This is a genomic window from Mixta mediterraneensis (genome assembly GCF_030283135.1).
Lineage (GTDB): Bacteria > Pseudomonadota > Gammaproteobacteria > Enterobacterales > Enterobacteriaceae > Pantoea > Pantoea mediterraneensis.
This window is the reverse complement of record NZ_JASUAZ010000025.1, coordinates 37,431-56,185: the sequence shown is the minus strand read 5'-3', so window position 1 is coordinate 56,185 and position 18,755 is coordinate 37,431. Positions and strand designations below refer to the sequence as shown.

Annotated in this window: 18 protein-coding genes; 2 read left to right on the top strand and 16 right to left on the bottom strand. The window is 52.5% G+C overall.

Annotated elements, in window-relative coordinates; genetic code table 11:
- Positions 1-265 precede the first annotated feature (265 nt).
- The gene (locus tag QRY16_RS14710; protein WP_289777123.1) at positions 266-2,425 is read right to left on the bottom strand and encodes an ornithine decarboxylase; all 2,160 of its coding nucleotides are present in this window, start codon (positions 2,423-2,425) and stop codon (positions 266-268) included.
- Positions 2,426-3,151: 726 nt separating this feature from the next.
- Between QRY16_RS14710 and acuI the strand changes: the two genes are divergently transcribed.
- Positions 3,152-4,135 carry an acrylyl-CoA reductase (NADPH) gene (acuI, locus tag QRY16_RS14705; RefSeq protein ID WP_289777122.1) on the top strand — a complete coding sequence of 328 codons (984 nt, stop codon included), beginning with the start codon at positions 3,152-3,154 and terminating at the stop codon, positions 4,133-4,135.
- 30 nt (positions 4,136-4,165) lie between these two features.
- Here the strand turns inward: acuI and QRY16_RS14700 are convergent, their stop codons facing one another.
- From QRY16_RS14700 to QRY16_RS14665, 8 genes are all read right to left on the bottom strand, one after another.
- Positions 4,166-4,843 carry an MFS transporter gene (locus tag QRY16_RS14700; protein WP_289777121.1) on the bottom strand — a complete coding sequence of 226 codons (678 nt, stop codon included), beginning with the start codon at positions 4,841-4,843 and terminating at the stop codon, positions 4,166-4,168.
- Entirely contained in the window at positions 4,815-5,399 is a 585-nt protein-coding gene (locus tag QRY16_RS14695) for an MFS transporter (RefSeq protein WP_289777120.1), read from the bottom strand. Before QRY16_RS14695 ends, QRY16_RS14700 begins: the two co-directional genes overlap by 29 nt.
- Before the next feature lie 281 nt (positions 5,400-5,680).
- Positions 5,681-6,172: a CinA family protein gene (locus QRY16_RS14690; protein WP_193404420.1), complete on the bottom strand. Its 492-nt coding sequence runs from the start codon at positions 6,170-6,172 to the stop codon at positions 5,681-5,683.
- Between the two features lie 86 nt (positions 6,173-6,258).
- Positions 6,259-7,035: a heme ABC transporter ATP-binding protein gene (locus QRY16_RS14685; protein ID WP_193404421.1), complete on the bottom strand. Its 777-nt coding sequence runs from the start codon at positions 7,033-7,035 to the stop codon at positions 6,259-6,261.
- Positions 7,035-8,024, bottom strand: coding sequence for a FecCD family ABC transporter permease (locus tag QRY16_RS14680; RefSeq protein ID WP_289777119.1), 990 nt, complete (start codon positions 8,022-8,024; stop codon positions 7,035-7,037). Before QRY16_RS14680 ends, QRY16_RS14685 begins: the two co-directional genes overlap by 1 nt.
- Entirely contained in the window at positions 8,017-8,835 is an 819-nt protein-coding gene (locus QRY16_RS14675; protein ID WP_289777118.1) for a heme/hemin ABC transporter substrate-binding protein, read from the bottom strand. The genes QRY16_RS14680 and QRY16_RS14675 overlap by 8 nt, the downstream gene beginning before the upstream one ends.
- On the bottom strand, positions 8,832-9,863 hold the full coding sequence (locus QRY16_RS14670) for a hemin-degrading factor (protein ID WP_289777117.1): 1,032 nt from the start codon (positions 9,861-9,863) through the stop codon (positions 8,832-8,834). The genes QRY16_RS14675 and QRY16_RS14670 overlap by 4 nt, the downstream gene beginning before the upstream one ends.
- 51 nt (positions 9,864-9,914) lie before the next feature.
- A complete protein-coding gene (locus tag QRY16_RS14665; RefSeq protein ID WP_289777116.1) occupies positions 9,915-12,287 on the bottom strand; it encodes a TonB-dependent receptor domain-containing protein in 2,373 nt (790 codons plus the stop codon).
- Between the two features lie 245 nt (positions 12,288-12,532).
- Here QRY16_RS14665 and QRY16_RS14660 point away from each other — a divergent pair, with 245 nt between their 5' ends.
- Positions 12,533-12,829, top strand: a complete 297-nt coding sequence (locus QRY16_RS14660) for an Rdx family protein (RefSeq protein ID WP_193404426.1) — start codon at positions 12,533-12,535, stop codon at positions 12,827-12,829.
- 15 nt (positions 12,830-12,844) lie between these two features.
- Here QRY16_RS14660 and QRY16_RS14655 read toward each other — a convergent pair whose 3' ends face one another.
- The 7 genes from QRY16_RS14655 to QRY16_RS14625 form a co-directional block, all read right to left on the bottom strand.
- Positions 12,845-13,384 (bottom strand): PadR family transcriptional regulator, encoded by a 540-nt coding sequence (locus QRY16_RS14655; protein ID WP_289777115.1) that lies wholly within the window; start codon positions 13,382-13,384, stop codon positions 12,845-12,847.
- A gap of 80 nt (positions 13,385-13,464) precedes the next feature.
- Positions 13,465-14,250, bottom strand: a complete 786-nt coding sequence (locus tag QRY16_RS14650; protein WP_290428323.1) for a siderophore-interacting protein — start codon at positions 14,248-14,250, stop codon at positions 13,465-13,467.
- Positions 14,251-14,638: 388 nt separating this feature from the next.
- The gene (locus tag QRY16_RS14645) at positions 14,639-14,848 is read right to left on the bottom strand and encodes a hypothetical protein (protein WP_289777114.1); all 210 of its coding nucleotides are present in this window, start codon (positions 14,846-14,848) and stop codon (positions 14,639-14,641) included.
- A gap of 179 nt (positions 14,849-15,027) precedes the next feature.
- Positions 15,028-15,897 (bottom strand): helix-turn-helix domain-containing protein, encoded by an 870-nt coding sequence (locus tag QRY16_RS14640; RefSeq protein WP_289777113.1) that lies wholly within the window; start codon positions 15,895-15,897, stop codon positions 15,028-15,030.
- Between the two features lie 179 nt (positions 15,898-16,076).
- The gene (locus QRY16_RS14635) at positions 16,077-16,244 is read right to left on the bottom strand and encodes a DUF2474 domain-containing protein (RefSeq protein ID WP_193404429.1); all 168 of its coding nucleotides are present in this window, start codon (positions 16,242-16,244) and stop codon (positions 16,077-16,079) included.
- Between the two features lies 1 nt (position 16,245).
- Entirely contained in the window at positions 16,246-17,250 is a 1,005-nt protein-coding gene (gene cydB / locus QRY16_RS14630; protein WP_289777112.1) for a cytochrome d ubiquinol oxidase subunit II, read from the bottom strand.
- A 1-nt stretch (position 17,251) separates the two neighbouring features.
- The gene (locus QRY16_RS14625) at positions 17,252-18,664 is read right to left on the bottom strand and encodes a cytochrome ubiquinol oxidase subunit I (RefSeq protein WP_289777111.1); all 1,413 of its coding nucleotides are present in this window, start codon (positions 18,662-18,664) and stop codon (positions 17,252-17,254) included.
- Positions 18,665-18,755 lie beyond the last annotated feature (91 nt).

Genomic DNA, 18,755 nt, shown 5'->3' with positions numbered 1-18,755 from the left:
GTACGCCAATGGCCACGTTACTTGATGGAAAACGGGTCTGGGCAGAAAAGAATCTGAACCAGATTTAATCTGACAGACACCTGTATAAATAACCGGTAACTGTCAGATCAGGTCTGAGCTAGTACAAATGAAACTGCCCGTCTGCCCGGGCGAACGAAACCTCACCGCTGGTCTGCGGCATCAGACAACCCCCTCACCGCGCCAGTTCGCGCCCCGAACAAACACTTTCAGCGCCCGTTCGTGCCCGCCCCCCACCTCCGCTCGATCAGCCTGACGCCCCTAAAAGCATATTCGCCACCAGATACTTCTTCCCGTCCTCACCCTCTTCGGTATAAACACCCTGCAATTCCGGTGAGAAACCTGGCAACAAATTGACACCCTCTTCCAGCGCAAGGAAATACCGTTGCACCGCCCCGCCCCATACTTCGCCGGGCACAACACACAGCACGCCTGGTGGATAAGGCAGCGCGCCTTCGGCAGCAATGCGTCCTTCAGCGTTGGCAATTGGCACCAGCTCGACGTCGCCACGAATATAAGCCTGATGCGCATCCTGCGGATTAACGTTCACCTGCGGCAAGCCTTCCTCGCGGAACATCATGCGCTGCAAGCCTTTTACGTCATGACTCACATACAGATCATGCATCTCCTGACACAGACGGCGCAGTGTATATCCGGCATAGCGTTTACTGTTCTTGCGATATATAGTCGGCAGTACTTCAGCCAGCGGTGCATCCTCTTTAACGTGTTGCTCAAACTGCGCAAGCATCGTCACCAGATGAGCCATCTTCTCTGGGCTTTCCGCTGGCGTCAGCAGAAACAGGATGGAATTGTGATCGCATTTTTCCGGCACAATGCCGTTTTCTCGCAGGTAGTTAGCCAGAATAGTCGCAGGAATACCGAAATCAGCATATTCCCCGCTCGCTGCATTAATACCCGGCGTAGTCAGTAGCAGCTTACAGGGATCGACCCGATATTGATCGCGATCGTAACCGGCAAAACCATGCCACTTTGCGCCTGGTTCGAAGCTGAAATAGCGCAGATCGCGGGCAATTTCTTCGGTCGGCACGTCCTGCCACGCCTTACCTGCTACTGTTGCTGGCACGAAAGGCAGGATCATTTCGCAGCGTTCAAAAATCGCTTTACGTGCCTCAATTCCTGTGGTCACGCATGCTTCCCACATACGACGCCCCGCTTCGCCCTGATGCATCCTGGCGTTAATATCCAGCGCGGCAAACAGCGGATAAAACGGGCTGGTCGAAGCATGCAACATAAAAGCGTTATTCAGGCGCTTATGAGGACAAAAACGCTTCTGGCCGCGAATATGATTATCTTTTTTGTGAATTTGTGAGGTCTGAGAAAAACCCGCCAGTTGCTTATGCACTGACTGAGTAACAAAAATGCCGGGATCGCTTTCATTCAGATCCAGCGTCAATGGCGAGCAGCCTTCCATTAGCGGAATAAACTGCTCGTAGCCCAGCCATGCCGAGTCAAACAGGATGTAGTCGCAAAGTTGGCCGATACGATCCACCACCTGACGCGCGTTATATACCGTGCCGTCATAGGTGCCGAGCTGGATAATCGCCAGTCGAAACGGGCGCGCGTCGGTGGCACGCTGGGGTGCCACTTTTTGAATTTGTTCGCGTAAGTAACTCTCATCAAAACAGTGCGCATCAATGCCGCCAATAAAGCCAAACGGATTGCGTGCTGCTTCCAGATAAACCGGGGTCGCACCAGCCTGAATCAGCGCACCATGATGGTTGGATTTGTGATTATTGCGATCAAACAGTACTAAATCGCCGCGCGTCAACAGCGCGTTGGTTACCACTTTATTGGCGCTGGACGTGCCATTCAGCACAAAGTAGGTTTTGTCGGCGTTGAATACTTTGGCTGCATATTTTTGTGCATCCTTCGCCGAACCTTCGTGAATCAGCAAATCGCCAAGCTTTACATCGGCGTTACACATGTCCGAACGAAAAACGTTTTCGCCATAAAAATCATAAAACTGCCGTCCTGCCGGATGTTTTTTGAAGAACGCACCGCCCTGATGTCCCGGACAAGCAAAAGTGCTGTTCTGCATATCGACATATTTAGTCAGGGTCTCGAAAAATGGCGGCAACAGCGCCGACTCATACGCCTGCGCAGCAGTCTCCAGCGCGGCCCAGCCTTCTGGCTCGCCGTTTAACTCGCCGGTTACGCCTGGCAGATGCAGCACCTCTTCTTCGAAAGCATTGGCGACAAAGACCGGCAAACCGAAGCCAGTGTGTCGCAACAACGCCAGCACGCCACTACGCGTATCGGCCAACGAGACGACCACAGCCGCCACGTCGGTAAAATCAGTATTATCCAGCGTCACCACGTCGCGCGCGGTGTTCAGGGTCAGGTTCGGCGCCACAGCGGCGCTGGCAGCAATTTTTAGTGGTGTCATAACACAAATCCCTAGCAGTCAGGGAGTGGGTGCCAGAGGCACAGCAATGGGGAAAATACCCCGGCGAATAACGTCATCTCGATATGCTGTAATCAAATTGCAAGGGATGGCAGGCGGATAAATGCCTGAAAACTTACCTGAGTCAGTGACCAGGATAAGCAGCGTAGCCAACGCACCTGCAACGCAACGTATGCGGTTACAGACTGATAGACATCAGTAAAGTCAGATGACATCTGTCTTTACGCATGTCCAACAGCGAGCGTCAGGCTGGCCTCACCGCATGGTGAGCGAGGAGTATGTCACTGGAATAATCGAGGAAAACTTGCGCCGTAGCGAACGGGAACAAGTGCAAATCAGCATTGTACCAGCCATGGCGGTGTCCTTTGTCATAGGGTGACGGGCGTCAAAAAACTGGCGGTTATGATGGCATCTTTTTTCGCTAGCGACAACCCAGCACCGGTAATTAATCAGGCAAACCACAATAATCATAACTTACTGATAAATAAATAATTAATCATAATTACAACCTCAACATTGCTTAACTATCCGCGTCTTGTGCGATTTTATGCAACTGACAGAGATGCCTTACAACCGGTATTACTCCCGGCTCCGTTCGTCAGAGCACGTCAGGAAAAGCGAAAAGGCCACCGACGGATACGACATCTACCGCATCGCCCAACAGAAGCGTAGACTTAATTCTTTCTTTCCCAACCTGCCGGAGGTTGCATGTTTAAGGCGCTGGTCATTGAAAATGACGAACAGGGTTACCGCTCGCTGCTGAAAGATCTCCCCGAATCACAACTGCCCGATCAGAACGTCACGCTCGACGTCAGCTATTCCACCCTCAATTACAAAGACGCCCTGGCGATCTGCAACAAAGGGCCTATCGTACGTCAATTCCCGATGGTGCCTGGCATTGACTTTGTCGGCCGCGTGGCATCAAGCCGCCATCCTGACTGGCAGCAAGGTGATGTGGCGCTGCTTACCGGCTGGGGGGTGGGTGAAAAACACTGGGGCGGTCTGGCGCAAAAAGCCAGCGTATCCGGCGACTGGCTGATTAAAGTCCCTGCCACGCTGAGTCCGCTGCAAACGATGGCGATCGGCACCGCTGGTTTTACTGCCATGTTGTGCGTGCTGGCGCTGGAAAAACGGGGGGTAACGCCAGAGCGCGGCCCGGTACTGGTCACCGGGGCCAGCGGCGGCGTCGGCAGTTTTAGTGTGAGCTTACTGGCTCGCCTTGGCTTTGATGTTATCGCTTCCAGCAGTCGCGCCAGTGATAAAGACTATTTGATCACTACACTCGGCGCATCGTCGGTTATCGACCGCGCCGGGTTAGCGGAACCGGGCAAACCGCTGGCTAAAGAGCGTTGGGCGGCGGCGATTGATAGCGTTGGCAGCCACACGTTAAGCAACGTGCTGGCCGCGACTCAGCACGACGGTGTGGTCGCCGCCTGCGGCATGGCACAAGGGCTGGATCTGCCGACCAGCGTGGCGCCGTTTATTTTGCGGGGCGTGACGTTAACCGGCGTCGATAGCGCAATGTGTCCAAAACCGCTGCGCCAGCAGGCATGGCAACGTCTTGGCGAATTACTGGACACCACGCTGCTTAGCAAACTCACTCAGATCATCCCGCTGAGTGAGGCCAGACAAGGCGCTCAGGATCTACTGGATGGCCATGTTCGCGGCCGGTTAATCGTCGATTGCCGTTAATACTTTTCTGCTGCCCTGACCAGGCAGCGGTTAGTTCACCTCTTCGAGGTTAACGCCAGTCGCATTTGGCAGACACAGCGCGGCAATAATCCCCACGCAGTAAGAGGCAATCGCCAGACTTCCCATCGCATAGCCCAGATGAACCTGACTTGAAATTATCCCCACCAGCGCAGGCATGAGCGAGCCAAAGCCACGCCCGAAGCTGGCACAAAATCCTGCCCCGTTGCCGCGAATACGCGTTGGATAAAGTTCAGAAAAAGCCGGTGTCAAACCCGAAGCCAGGCCACCTTGTAATGCGCCGAGGAAAAAGCCTAACCCCAGCGTCATGTTCAGGCTGACGTTAGCAAACATATAGACACTAACAACCGCCATTTGACACAGCAGGAACAAAATAATTGTTTTCCAGCGGCCAAACTTATCGCTCAATCTGCCATAAAGAAACGGCCCCACCAGCGAACCTAAAATATTGATGGCTAAATATCCAGACATCGACACTACTGGCAAACCTAATTCCATACGCAGATAAGTGGGCAGCCAGGTAATCATAATATACGCGCCACCAAATATGCCGCTGGCTAATAAAGTCGCCGTCACGGTAATCCGCCTGTGCTTGGCCTGAAATATCTCCGTCACTTTCTTAGGCTGTTTATTTTGCTTTAGCTGAGAAAAAACGGCGGACTCAGGAACTAAACGACGGATGAACCACACCAGAATAGCCGGAATAATGCCGATGAGGAAAAAAAGCTTCCAGGCGATTTGCTGCGGGAAAAAAATTAAGCAGTACCGGCAGAACGGCTAATGAAATTGCGTAACCCAGCGCATAACCACTTTGAATTGATGCGCCAACGCGGCCCCGATAACTGGCGCGGATCACTTCACTGATTAATACGCCACCGACGACCACTTCTCCGCCGTAGCCCAGCCCTTGTAGAAAACGAACAATCAGGAACTGCCAGAATTCGCCGCATACCGCAGTGAGCGCGGTAAAACATGCTACCCACAGCACCGTTAGCTGCATCACGCGAATGCGGCCCAGGCGATCGGCCAGCATACCTGCACTCCAGCCACCTAAAGCGCTGCCAATTAAGGATGCCGACCCCAGGATACCCGCTTCTGATTTAGTGAGAATCGCCAGGCTTAATAATATTGGCATCACTAATGAATAGATGGTGCTATCCATCGAATCGAGGGTATATCCTCCCAGACAAGCCCACCAGGTTTTTTTTTCATCCCCGTTAAGCTCACCGTACCATCCTGTTTTCATTTTTCACCTGCCGTTAGCTAAAAAAAGAAAAAACGCGCCACCCTTTTCAGGTAACGTCAATTATTTATGGGAAACGCTTTAAATAATTAAAGTAAAAACAGGTTGGATGACAGAAATATCATGGTCTTTTGTGATCGCTGTCGCGCTGAAATAGTATGACAAACATGGCATCTTCATATCTAAATAAATTAAAAAATAAAGATAATCATTAATATTTATTGAGCCATGATTTTTATTTATCTGGAATAGAATGCGCCTTAAAATACAGCGCATTTTTATCATCATGCTGTTTGAAGAAGTCTGGTTAATTCTGTTAACGCAAACAGTGCGCCTTGCTCCATGACCTGTTTTGGTTCGCCATTGAACTGGCGGCATTTGGCATGGGTTTCACCATTCGCCAGCGTCCAGCCAACCCAAATCGTCCCGGCTGGCGTGCCATCTGCACCGCCATCCGGGCCTGCATAGCCGCTAATTGCCAGACTAACCGGCTCCGCAGAGCGCTGACAGGCACCCTGCGCCATCTCGCGAACCGTTTGTTCGCTGACGGCGGTATGCTGTTCAATCGTCTCAGCATTCACGCCCAACAGATGTATTTTTGCCCTGTCACTGTAGGTTACAAAACCGCTGGTATAGAAATCACCGCTACTTTCAACCGCCGCCAGCGTCATGCTGATTAAACCAGCAGTACAGGATTCAGCGGTAGAGAGTCGGAGTCCCAAAGATAACAGACGTTTGCCCAGCGCTTCTGCCGCTTGATGTAGCGTATTCGCCATCTTTTTCTCCCTGTTTGTACACCCAGAGAATGAAGTATAGTTGAAAATAATCGGTTAAGGCATACGCTGAAGCGATGTTTTAAAAATTATACCCGTAGCTGGATAGAGGGACGCCCACTTTCAATATGCGGCGTTACCTGTAGCTCGGCCTGATACCAGCGCGTGAGCGTCGCTTCGGTCATGACCTGCTGCGGCGTACCCTTGGCAACCAGTTTACCCTGATGCAACAACAGAATGCGATCAGCCCACAGCGAGGCCAGATTAAGATCGTGCAGCACGGTACAGACGCTGAAATCTCCTTTGCGCGTTAGCTTGTGCAGTAATCGTAGCGTTTGCTGTTGCCAGAACAGATCTAACGCCGAGGTTGGTTCATCCAGAAACAGCCAGCCATGCGGTGCGCCATCCTGCCATAGCTGGGCGAGTACGCGCGCCAACTGTACCCGCTGCTGCTCTCCGCCAGAAAGTTGCCGATAGTCGCGCTGAGCCAGCGCGGCACAACCGGTTAACGTCATTACCTCATCAACAATCGCAGCCGATTGCATGGACGGCCAGGGCGCGCGGCCCATCGCCACGACAGATTGTGCAGACTGTGGAAAAGTTATGGTATTTTGCTGGCGCATTACCGCACGCCGCCGTGCCAGCTGCTCACGCGGCCAGTTATGGAGAGGACGATCACCAAGCCGGCACTCACCGCGATCCGGCGTCAGAAAACCGGTCAACATGCGTAGCAAGGTGGATTTTCCCGCGCCGTTAGGCCCAATCAACGCCACCATCTCGCCCGCTTCGAGTGACAGATCAAGGTGATCAATCAGCGTTCGCGTGCCACGTGCAAAATGCAGTCCGTGCGCCTGTAACTGTTCCATTATTCCATTCCTCGCTGCTGACGCAGGATCAGCCAGAGAAACCACGGACCGCCAATCAGGCTGGTCAGCAATCCCACCGGCATTTCTGCCGGAATCACTACCGTTCGCGCCAGCGTGTCCGCCAGCAGCAATAAAATGGCTCCCGCCAGCGCCGAACCCGGCAGCAACCAGCGATGATCGCTGCCAAGGCAGAAACGCATCACATGGGGCACCACTAAGCCAACGAAACCAATAATGCCGCTCACCGATACGGCGGCACCCACCAGCAAGGCGCTGAGCACCAGCAGCTGACGTTGCGTGCGTTTAACGTCAATCCCCATATAATGCGCATCCTCCTCACCCAGCTGCAGCAGATTGAGATGACGCACGCGGGTCTGCAACAGCAGCAACGTCGGCACGATCAGCAATGCACAAGCCAGTAACGATGGCCATTGCGCCTGACTTAAACTGCCCATGCCCCACAGTGACAGCTGGCGCAGCTGCTGATCGTTACTCAGCCACGACAGCACACCAACCGCCGCGCCACATAAGGCATTTATCGCAATACCAACCAGCAGTAGTCGCGGCAAGTTACCGCGTGCCAGGCGGCTAAAGCTGAAGATCAACAGCGTCACTATCAGGCTGCCAGTAAAAGCCGCGATCATCGGCAACCACAGCGCCAGTACCGCTGGCAGCGCCAGCGGCATCACGATGGCAATGGCTACCGCTAAACCTGCACCGCTACTAATGCCAAGCAGCCCAGGGTCGGCCAACGGATTACGAAACAGCCCCTGCATCACCGCGCCCGATACCGCCAGCGCCATACCCAGCAGCACTGCCAGCAGCACGCGAGGCAGGCGGATATTCAGCCAGATTTGCCAACTCATATCGCTTAGCGGCATCTGCCACAGGGCACGCAGCGACAGTGACATGGCGCCGAGATTCGCCGCCAGCCCCATCGCCACGAACATGCCGATCAGCATGACCAGCAGCCAACGAAGATTAATCATGCTGGAGGGATTCCGCCGCCTGTCGAAGTTTAACGATAGCCTGCGGCGTATCCAGGCCAAAACCCAGCAGCGCCATAGTATCGATCACCAGCAGATTGTGATGCTGACCCGCGGGTGTCAATGCCAGCCCTGGCAACTGCCACAGCTTGTCTTTACTGCCGAGCGCCTTCAGGCCGTCATCACCGATCACCACTAAATCAGGCGCCGCAGCAACCACTCCTTCCTGGGACAGCGCCTGATAATGCGGTATGGATGCCATGGCATTCACCAGTCCAGCGCTGCGAATTGCGCCGTCAGCGGCTGTTTGCCTGCCCGCCGCCAGTGACTTCATGCCGCTATTCGCCATAATAAACAGCACGTTAACCGGCAATTTTTGCTGTGGCAGTTGCGCCAGCTGCTTTTCAATCTGCGCGTCTAACGTTTTCGCCTGCGCTTCACGGTTCAGCGCCTTGCCGATGGTAGCGATCTTTTTCGGGATAGCCTGCAGACTATTTTCGCCCGTCACCTCCACTACTTTTACCCCCGCCTGCTCGATCTGCTGCAACACCAGCGAAGGTTTCGCCAGCTCGCTGCTTATCACCAGCGTCGGCTTGAGCGCCAGAATGCCTTCAGCGTTAAGCTGACGCATATAGCCAATATCCGGCAAGGCGTTGGCTTGCGCCGGATGTTGGCTGGTGCTGTCGCGCGCCACCAGATTTTGCTGGGCATCCAGCGCATAAATGATTTGCGTAACATCGCCACCAATCGATACCACACGTTCAGTCGCAAAGGCTGGCAGCGTCATCAGCATCATCAATAACAGCGATTTCATGCCGCTGCTCCTGCCGTGTTGAGCGTCATTAGCTGCTCGCGCCAGCGTGCTTGCTCTGGCGTTCCTTCGCTGCGTTGACCATAAAGCTGCGCGATTTGCGTGCCATCGGCAGCAAACAGTTCCAGGCTGGTAACGAAGCCATCGCCGCTGGGTTTACGCGTTACCCAGCTTTCGCTGATGTGATTTTCCATTAAATGCAGGGTGAATTGCGGATTGAAGATGTTGATCCAGTTTTCCATCGGCATAAGTTTCTGCACCGTGCCAGTAAAAATTTGGGTACAGCCGCGGTTGCCGACAAAAATCATGATTTCGTTGCCATCTTGCAGTGCCAGGTTCAGCACTTTTGTCAGCGCATCATTACTGACCTGCCAGGCCAGATCGGCATCCGCCACGCGAAAAGCCTGCTGGCGAGAAATGTTGTGGCGCTTTAATAAGCCAAAAAACTGATGTACATCGGTCATTGCTCGCCATTCGCTGACAACCGCGGCTGTGTCGATATTGTTGCTCAACTCAGCCGCAGTAACAGGCTGTACGCTGATCGGCGCGGCATTAGCCTGAGTAAATTCGGCAATCAGTGCCTGCCAGGACGCTTTATCGGTGTTTTCGGTGAGATAGATTTTCAGCACCGCATCACCATGGCGATCAAAGATTTGTATACTCTGGCGCTCGCCGCGCGTGGTTTGTTCATGCAGAGCAAAGGCGCTGTGCCATTGCGATAGAAACAGACGCAAATCGAGCGCGCGTGGATTCAGCACCAGCCCACCATGACCGCCTAAACGCAGGTTTTTATATTCGCCATGCTGTTCATGTATCGCATAGGCGTTGCGGGTGATGCTCATGGTTTCGCCGACCGCTTCCAGCGCCGCCAGTAGCGCTGGAAAATCGGTTTTCAGGGCCTGCGCATCCTGCCCGATACGCGCTTCGCACAGCTGTGCTTCGCTCATACCCATCAGCGCCGCCAGATCGCGCGCATACTTTTTCGGTTGTTCGCCCTTCAATGCCAAATAATGTTGGTAGATCGCATTCATTACGCTTTGCTCCCATGAAGATGCCCTGCACTGCCGCAGGGCTTGCTATTATCAGAAATCAACGTTTACACCCAGCTGGAAAGTACGGCCCGGCATTACCGCCAGCGCCTGATCGTTAACATCCTGTTGTGAGCTGCCACTCAGCTCACGGCTGCTGAGGTAATCCCGGTATTTACGATCGGTGAGGTTATAAATGCCGCCGCTCAGCTTGACATTTTTCGTCACTTTCCAGTACGCGGTCATATCCACCATGCCATATCCCGGTACGCGCATATAATCAGTGCTGGAATCGGTAATCGCGCTGCCACTATTGGTATAGCTTTCCCGGTTAGTGGCCTCGGCTTTTTTGCCTTTGACGAAGGTGGCGATAACGGCTGCGCCGTATCCGCGCTCCACATCATCCCAGGCTAAGCCAACCACGGCTTTCATTGGCGCAACGCTGTCAATATCAATGTACTTGTCGCCGAGGTAGCTCGACTTCGATTTCCCTTCGCTATAACCGAACGCCAGCGTGGCGCTCAATCCATTAACCTCTTCGAACCAGGTGCCAAAGTTTACCTTCGTGCTGAGTTCAGCGCCGTAAATGTAAGCTCTGTCGCGGTTTTCAGCTTCATAAATGGTGTAGATGTTGCTCGGCACGTTGGCGAATTTCGCCGGACTGCCGGAACGGGTATAGCGCGTGTAGGCAATGAAATTTTTGTAATCGTTATAGAATACCGAGGTGTTGACGGTGACACCTTCAGTGACCTGACCCTTCAGGCCCCATTCAACGTTATTACTGGTCTCAGTATCCAAATCCGCATTGCCGATCAACGCATATTGCTGCGTGCCTGCGTAGCTGGACCCCAAATTCCATGAACCGTATAGCTGGCTGGCGTTAGCAAACTGCGCGCCGCGCTTGTACTGCAAATAGGTCATTAATGCTGGCGTCAGGTCGTACTGAAAGGTCAGGGACGGCAGGACCTGCGTATCGGCATTGCCGGAGCCGTACAACGTGTCCATTTCAGATTCGGTTATCACGCTGCTACCGGTGGTCAGGCTGGAGAGATTGCGTGGCCTGGTATTTTGATACATCACGCGCACGCCAGGAATTACCGCGAAATTGTGGCTATCCAGGTCGAAATTGATCTTATCTTGCAGATAACCCGCCACGACATAGCTACGGCTGTCAGCTTCCGGCTTCATGGTGGCGCTGTAAACGCTTTGGGTCGGCGTTTCACGGAACGGACGTTCAGTCTCTTCCAGGCGTGCATTCAGGCCAGCGCTAACTTCATGGCGTCCCAGGCTTTTTGCCGCTCGGGTATCGAAGCCGTAAGTATCAACGTTGTAATCAGAGTAGACCGTTTTATATGCGCTAGCGCTTGATGGCATGTAAGTGTTGTCATGCGCCTGGGTTTGTTGCCAGTAAACGCGGGTCTGCAAACTGTCGATAAAATCATTATACGGCGTGTATTCATCGGCCAGACTGATACCCCAGCGACGGGTATCGCTCTGCTGCTGTGCGGTGCCGTAAAGCGTATTACCGGTGCTGTCCCAACTGTCGTAATGGGTGTGATTAGTTTTGTGGTAGTAATCGAAGGTTGCGCTGAGCTTGTGCTCATCATTAGGTTGCCAGATGCCAGAAGTCATAAAGGCATCGGAATGCCAGTTAGCCGGATAAGCATCCAGCACGCCGCTGTTGTTCCTGGTTTCCTGGCCATCGCGACGGCTGTAAACAAAAATACCTCGCAGTTCTTCATCGCCCGCTGCGGCGGTAATGCCGTTGTGCCAGCTGCGACTGGAGGAGTCGTAATCGCTCTGGTAACCAAAGTAGGTTTCTTTGCCCGGATTGAGATAGTCATCAGGCGTTTTATTGCGGAAAGAGACATTACCGCCAATGGAAGTGTTTGGCTGCTCAACAGACGTTGCGCCCTTCTCAATATCAACGCGCCCAAACAGGTAAGGATCAATATAATCACGTCCGATACCAAAGGTATTTAAACCCGCACGGCTAACATAACTTCGTCCGGTAGCTTCTGGCAGCGGAATGCCATCTACATCCAACCCAACACGGTTGCTTTCCAGACCACGAATGTTGTATCCGGTATAACCGGCGCGGTCAAAGCCACTTTTGCCAGCCGACGATCCCCCGCTGGCACCGGTAGCGCTGATTAGCGGCTCATAACGCATAATTGAACCAAAGTCGTTAGCACCGCGCCGTTGCAGTTCTGCCGCGCTAATCGTGGTTTTACTGCCCGCCTGTTTTTCGGTTGCCGGCGCGGTGACGGTCATCACCGGTTCGCTGGTAGCGCTTTTGCTGCTGGAGAGCGCCAATACCGTATTATCAGTGCTGGCGGCATATCCACAGGCGGTATGTATAGCAGAAGCGATCAGCGCTATTTTGTACAGACGCTGTTGTGTTGATCCCTGAAAGAGTGATGACATGAGTGCGAATTACCTGATTAATAGTTAGTATCCGCTCACTTCCTTGCTGACAGTATGAAACTATGGCTTTGTACAATAACGCCATAAAAATATTGAACTTATTTTAGGTCTGAATTGTTTGCCGGGAATCTAATGCAATTGGTAATCATTATCAATAGTATTTGCATTAAGATGTATCTTAGGCAGCACATTTTGTTAAACTTTGTCATCTACGAATAACCCATCCATTTGAGGAGGTAACTGACATGACGCCTAAACCCGCTATTGAAATTCACTATTGCACGCAATGTAACTGGCTGCTGCGCTCAGCATGGATGGCGCAGGAACTGTTACATACCTTTGCCGGGGATCTCGCCGCAGTCACGCTTAAGCCCGGCACTGGCGGGATATTTGAAATTAAGGTGGATGGTTTTTTGTTGTGGGAACGCAAACGCGATGGAGGATTCCCCGATGCGTCAGCGTTGAAACAGCGGGTACGTGATTATTGTTTCCCTGAACGTTCACTGGGGCATGTCGATAAGAAAAAATCCGACACGCAATAAACTCCAGAAAAATAATCAGCTTTTGGCGATTTTCTCTGCGGCTTCATTAAGTGCAGCGATAATCACCTGCAAGGTATGATCAGAGATCCCTTCCTGCGACAGGCGACCATTTAACGCGAGTTTCATGTTATGTATCGCCTGTTCCACATCTGGAATGCTGCGATTATTCACCAAAATAGCCAGCGACGATAATCGATCGATCAGGTTAGCCACATGTTCGCGGTTCTTTACCAGCAGGTCGCGCCCGGCATCGTTCAGCGAATAGGCTTTACGTGACGCCTGCGCATCGATCACGCGAATGGCATCCATCTCTTCCAGCAGCGTTAAATTGGGGTAAATAATGCCAGGGCTGGGCGAATACTCCCCTTTCGACAGCTCTTCAACCGATTTGATCAGTTCATAGCCATGCGCAGTATTCTGCGCAAGAAAGTGCAGCATTAACAAACGAATATCACTGGCATCCAGCATTTTTTCCCGACGTTTGCGACGTCCACCACAAGCACCTGAACGAGATGAAGGGTCGTTGTGACATGAAAATGCCGAATCCTGTTTCATTGCCTGCCTGGGGATGGAAAAAGTGGAGGTTGATAGTAGTCTGCCGCCTGGCAAAATTCAACACAGGCGGCGCGGGTAACTTACTTCTGATGCCAGTAGGCGACCGCCCGCACATAAGCCGGGTCGATACCGCGACGCACAGTGAAATAGTCGCTCAGGGTTTTTACGAACTCGCCTTCACCGGTCAGCCAGATAAAATACTCATCCTGCGGAATCGAAATTTTGTCGAGCGCGGCAATCAGCGAACCCAGATTGTCGCTTTGCATGGTGCCATTGCCAAGCCAGTTGGCGTTCACGCCCGTCAGATCCGGTAGATAATCGCGTCCCGTTTCTTCACTGGTGTAGGCAAACAGATGTAACTCTTCAACCTGAACAGCTTCTTTGCGGCGTTTAAATGCCGGTAAACCCGTTTCATCACAAACATAGAGCTGGAAAGCGTAATCGGTTGGTACAACCAGTGAGCCGCGCGGCCCGCCCATAATCAGGGTATCGCCAATTTTTGCCTGGGTCGCCCAGTCGCTGGCGACACCGCTTTCGTGGATATAGAAGTCGAGCGTGAGTGAAGACTCACCATCAAATTGCAGCGGCGTGTAATCACGCGCCGGTGGACGTACGCCCTCTTTCCATACAACCCCGTCATCGGTCATCTGTGGCAGCGCTAAAGCCCCGCTGCCTGCTTCCGGAAAAAATACTTTGATGTGATCGTCAAATCCCGGCGAATTGAAACCGGCCAGATCGCTACCGCTAAAAACGATGCGCCAGAAATGGTCGGCGACTTTGGTTTTGCTCGCCACCGTAATATGACGAAAACGCAATTCGTTGCGTACACGCTGCGGCGCACGGCTTAGGCTTTTGTTGTTTCGCAAAAATATTCTCCTGTCATGCGAGGCACACGCATCCGCATGCCGCTGCGACTGGTGATACCAGGAGGTTTCACCCGCTATTTAACAAATAAAAATCATTCTCATCTAAAGGCGTTCAAGATAGCTATGATATATCTTAACCACAATGACAAAAAATGCGATCGTTGCGGATTAAGATATATTTTAACCGTCAGCAGGCTGCAGTAAAACTGCCAGGCACAGGCATTGAGTACGAAGGTTAAGTGAGATGCAGGCAGTGAGGCATGCTATGGAATGAGAGATCGCCAGCAACGGTAAAACCGACCTGGCGTTTCCGATCGCGCAACGTTAAGCCAGTAGCAACAGGAGAAAAGAAAATTTAAAAGGTGAGCCGTCGCGTTAACTTTTTGATTCAGAAGTTATTGCCACGAAAACCTGGCGTAGCCGGATTGTCCTGGCTGTGCTGAGGTAACTGACCATCGCCCAGAATTTCATGCTGCGTTGCCTGAGAGTGTGGATGCAGCCCGGCTGGCGGACTGAATGGCTCTGCCATCTGTGCCGCAGTAAGAGCCGGAATAGCAGACAGCGCTGTAATAAGGAACAACATTGAGAGTCGCATCATTTCGTCTTTGTCATTTTTAGCCAGAAATGGCCTGAAGTGCAGATAAATATCCAGCCCTGACGGGAAATTGCCCGATGAATGCGCAACGTCAGGGTTTCGGAAGAGAATTTTACGCCGGACAGGGCTATTTTTTTATAAAATCGTGCGGTTAGTCACGGTTTACCGCACAAATAGTGCGGTCAGTCTTTGGTTACCGGGACGGAGAAAACGCCGACTAACCAGTCAGGTGTTGAGGCTTTGAAATCTAAACGCAGCAGATCTTTCCCCGAACGACGGGCCACGCCGAGCGCCGGCAGGTGCAGATAATAAATATCCGCGATAAAACGCGTCAGCTGTTCCGGTGTGCCGCTCCAGTGAATCATGGCGTACAAGCCGCGCGTTGCGGTCCAGTTTAACTGCTGCGAACTCAGCTTTTCCGCGTATTGACTTTCCAGCGCCTGGAACAGGCTAACATGCTGCTGTTCGGCGGAAGAGTTACCGGGGCTGTAGTGAAAACCCAGCCATCCGCGTTCGACATGTTGCCCGGCAAAGCGAACAAATTGCCGGGCCTGATCGGCGACACGATGCTCGCTGTCGTGAACGTAATCACCAAACTTACACTCCCACTCCGCTACTTCTCCACACATCTGCAGATCGTCCTTGCGTTCGATCAGCTCTGCGCGTTCAAGCGGTGAGCACGCCGGGATGCGGCCGTGAAAATATTTCACCGGCAGCTCGGGAATACGACGAAACACGCCAGGCGTTACCGCGAAATGGCTTTTAAAAACGCGGGTGAAGTTCTGCTGATTATCAAATCCAAAACGCACCGCAATATCGATCAGCGGCATGCGCGTGAGACGCAGCGCCATGGCTGACATTGTCAGACGCCGTTTGCGGGTATACGCCGCCAGTGTTTGTCCGGTCATCTCTTTGAACATGCGCTGCATATGCCATTTGGAGTAGCCGGATTTCAGGGTAATCAGATCGATGTTGAGCTCGTCGGTCAGATTCGCCTCTATCCAGTCCACCAAATCGTTGATGTACTGTTTCTTAAGAGTCAGGCTAAGCATGGTAGTTTATGTCGAAATGAGTTGAATTGAGAAATTCGTCACAAAAGCATAACAAAAACTTATAACGAACGTAAGGAAGGGTAAAGAAACTGTAGGGAAATGGAGGGGAAAACCGCATTAATTGCTTAGGGTACTAATTAAAAGGCTGGCACAGCCAGCCTTTCAGCAGAACACTTTGTTTAATGACTCCGCATACCGGCCGCCGTCATCATCATACGAAAGAGTGATGCCACCACACCAAGTGCCAGCACGCTTGCGCCGTAGATGATCACCAGCCACATGATGCGTTTCCACCATGGCGCTTTCGTTTCATTATGGGTTTTCATGCTGCTGACCTCGGTTTGCATATCAATGGTATCCTTCGTCTGCTTTGATTTTTCCGCGGAACACGTAATAACTCCAGAAGGTGTAACCGAGGATCATCGGAATGATCAGCAGGCTACCTACCAGCATAAATGCCTGACTTTGCGGTGGCGCGGCAGCCGCCCAAATGGAGATCGATGGCGGAATAATGTTTGGCCAGATGCTGATGCCCAGGCCAGAAAAGCCGAGGAATACCAGCGCCAGCGTTAACAGGAACGGTGAGTAGTGCGCTTCACGCCTGATGGCACGCACAATACCCCATGAACATACCAGCACCAGTACCGGAACCGGCAGGAACCAGAACAGGTTTGGCCGGCTGAACCAGCGATGAGCAATGTCGGCGTGTGAGAATGGTGTCCACAAACTGATGATGCCCACGATCGCTAAAAGCGCAATCAGCAACGGCGTTGCCAGCGCAGACATCTTACGATGCAGTTCGTTCTCGGTTTTCATAATCAGCCAGGTACAGCCCAGCAGCGCATAGGCTACCACCAGACCCACGCCGCAGAACAGCGGGAACGGTGCCAGCCAGTCCAGCGCCGAGCCCGCAAAAGCACGACCTTCAACCGGAATGCCGTTCAGCATGGCACCCACTGCGACACCCTGACTGAACGTTGCCAGCAGCGAACCGGCGAGAAAAGATTTATCCCAGAACGGACGGTGCTCTTCTGTTGCCTTGAAGCGAAACTCAAACGCGACGCCACGGAAAATCAGACCGATTAACATCGCCGTCAAGGGGATCGACAGCGCATCAGCAATCACTGAATACGCCAACGGAAACGCACCATACAGGCCCGCACCGCCCAGCACCAGCCAGGTTTCGTTACCATCCCAGACGGGTGCAACGGTGTTAACCATCATGTCGCGCTCAACCGGATCTTTGTTGAACGGGAACAGAATGCCAATACCCAGGTCGAATCCATCCATTACGATATACATCAGGGTGGCAAAGACGATAATCGTGAACCAGATAATAGAGAAATCGATCATCTTAGCGGTCTCCTTCCTTATGCGTTGCCGCTGACAATGGACGCGCTGGCGTTTTCTTCTGGCCAGGACCACCGTGCTCAACAACATGACCTTCGCCGGTAACCGGACCCTGCTTGATCAAGCGCATCATATAGTGATAACCAACGCCAAACACCGAGCAGTACACCACGATAAACGCCAGCAGGCTGATGCTCATATGCAGATCGCCATGCGCGGAGACCGCATCAATGGTGCGCTGCACGCCGTAAACTACCCAGGGTTGACGGCCAATTTCCGTGGTAAACCAACCCGCCAGAATCGCCAACAGGCCCGCCGGCCCCATCAACAGCGCAAACCACAGGAACGGACGAGATTCATACAGGCGGCCTTTAAAACGCAGCCACAGGCTGACCACGCCAAGCGTAATCATCAACATGCCCAGCGCCACCATCACGCGGAACGACCAGAAAATGACCGTGGAGTTTGGACGATCCTCTTTTGGGAACGACTTCAGCGCCGGAACCTGTTTATCCAGGCTGTGCGTCAAAATCAGGCTACCGAGATAGGGAACTTCCAGCGCGTATTTAGTGCGTTCTTCTTTCATATCAGGAATACCAAACAGGATCAGCTGTGTCGCTTCGCCCGGAGGGTTTTCCCAGTGGCCTTCAATCGCAGCAATTTTTGCTGGTTGATGCTCAAGCGTGTTCAAACCGTGCGCATCGCCAATCATCGCCTGAATCGGCGAGACAATCAGCGCCATCCACAGCGCCATTGAGAACATTTTACGAATCGCCGGATTGTCATTGCCTTTCAGCAAATGCCAGGCTGCCGAAGAGCCGACAAAGAAGGCGCTGGCAAGGAATGCGGCGGTTGACATATGTAGCAGTCGGTATGGGAAAGACGGGTTAAAAATAATTTTTAGCCAGTCCTGCGGCACGACAATACCGTTCTGAATGATGTAGCCCTGTGGCGTGTGCATCCAGCTGTTTGAGGCCAGAATCCAGAACGTGGAAATAATGGTTCCCAGCGCAACCATGCAAGTAGCAAAAAAGTGCAGGCCCGAACCGACGCGGTTCCAGCCAAACAACATCACCCCGAGGAAGCCCGCTTCAAGGAAGAATGCCGTTAATACCTCATAGGTTAATAATGGACCGGTAATACTGCCTGCAAACTGCGAGAAACCACTCCAGTTAGTTCCGAACTGATACGCCATCACCAAACCGGATACCACGCCCATGCCGAAATTCACGGCAAAGACTTTGGACCAGAAATGATAGAGATCGCGATAGGTCTGATTACGGGATTTCAGCCACATACCTTCGAGCACCGCCAGGAAGCTGGCCAGGCCGATGGTGATGGCGGGAAAGATAATATGAAAGGAAACAGTAAATGCGAACTGTATCCTGGCCAGATGAAAGGCATCTAATCCAAACATTGCTTACCTCTTTGCCACATAGAACACCATATATTTACTTATAGTTAACAAATTAAGTACAACGTTAATATTTACGTTGCGCTTAATTAAA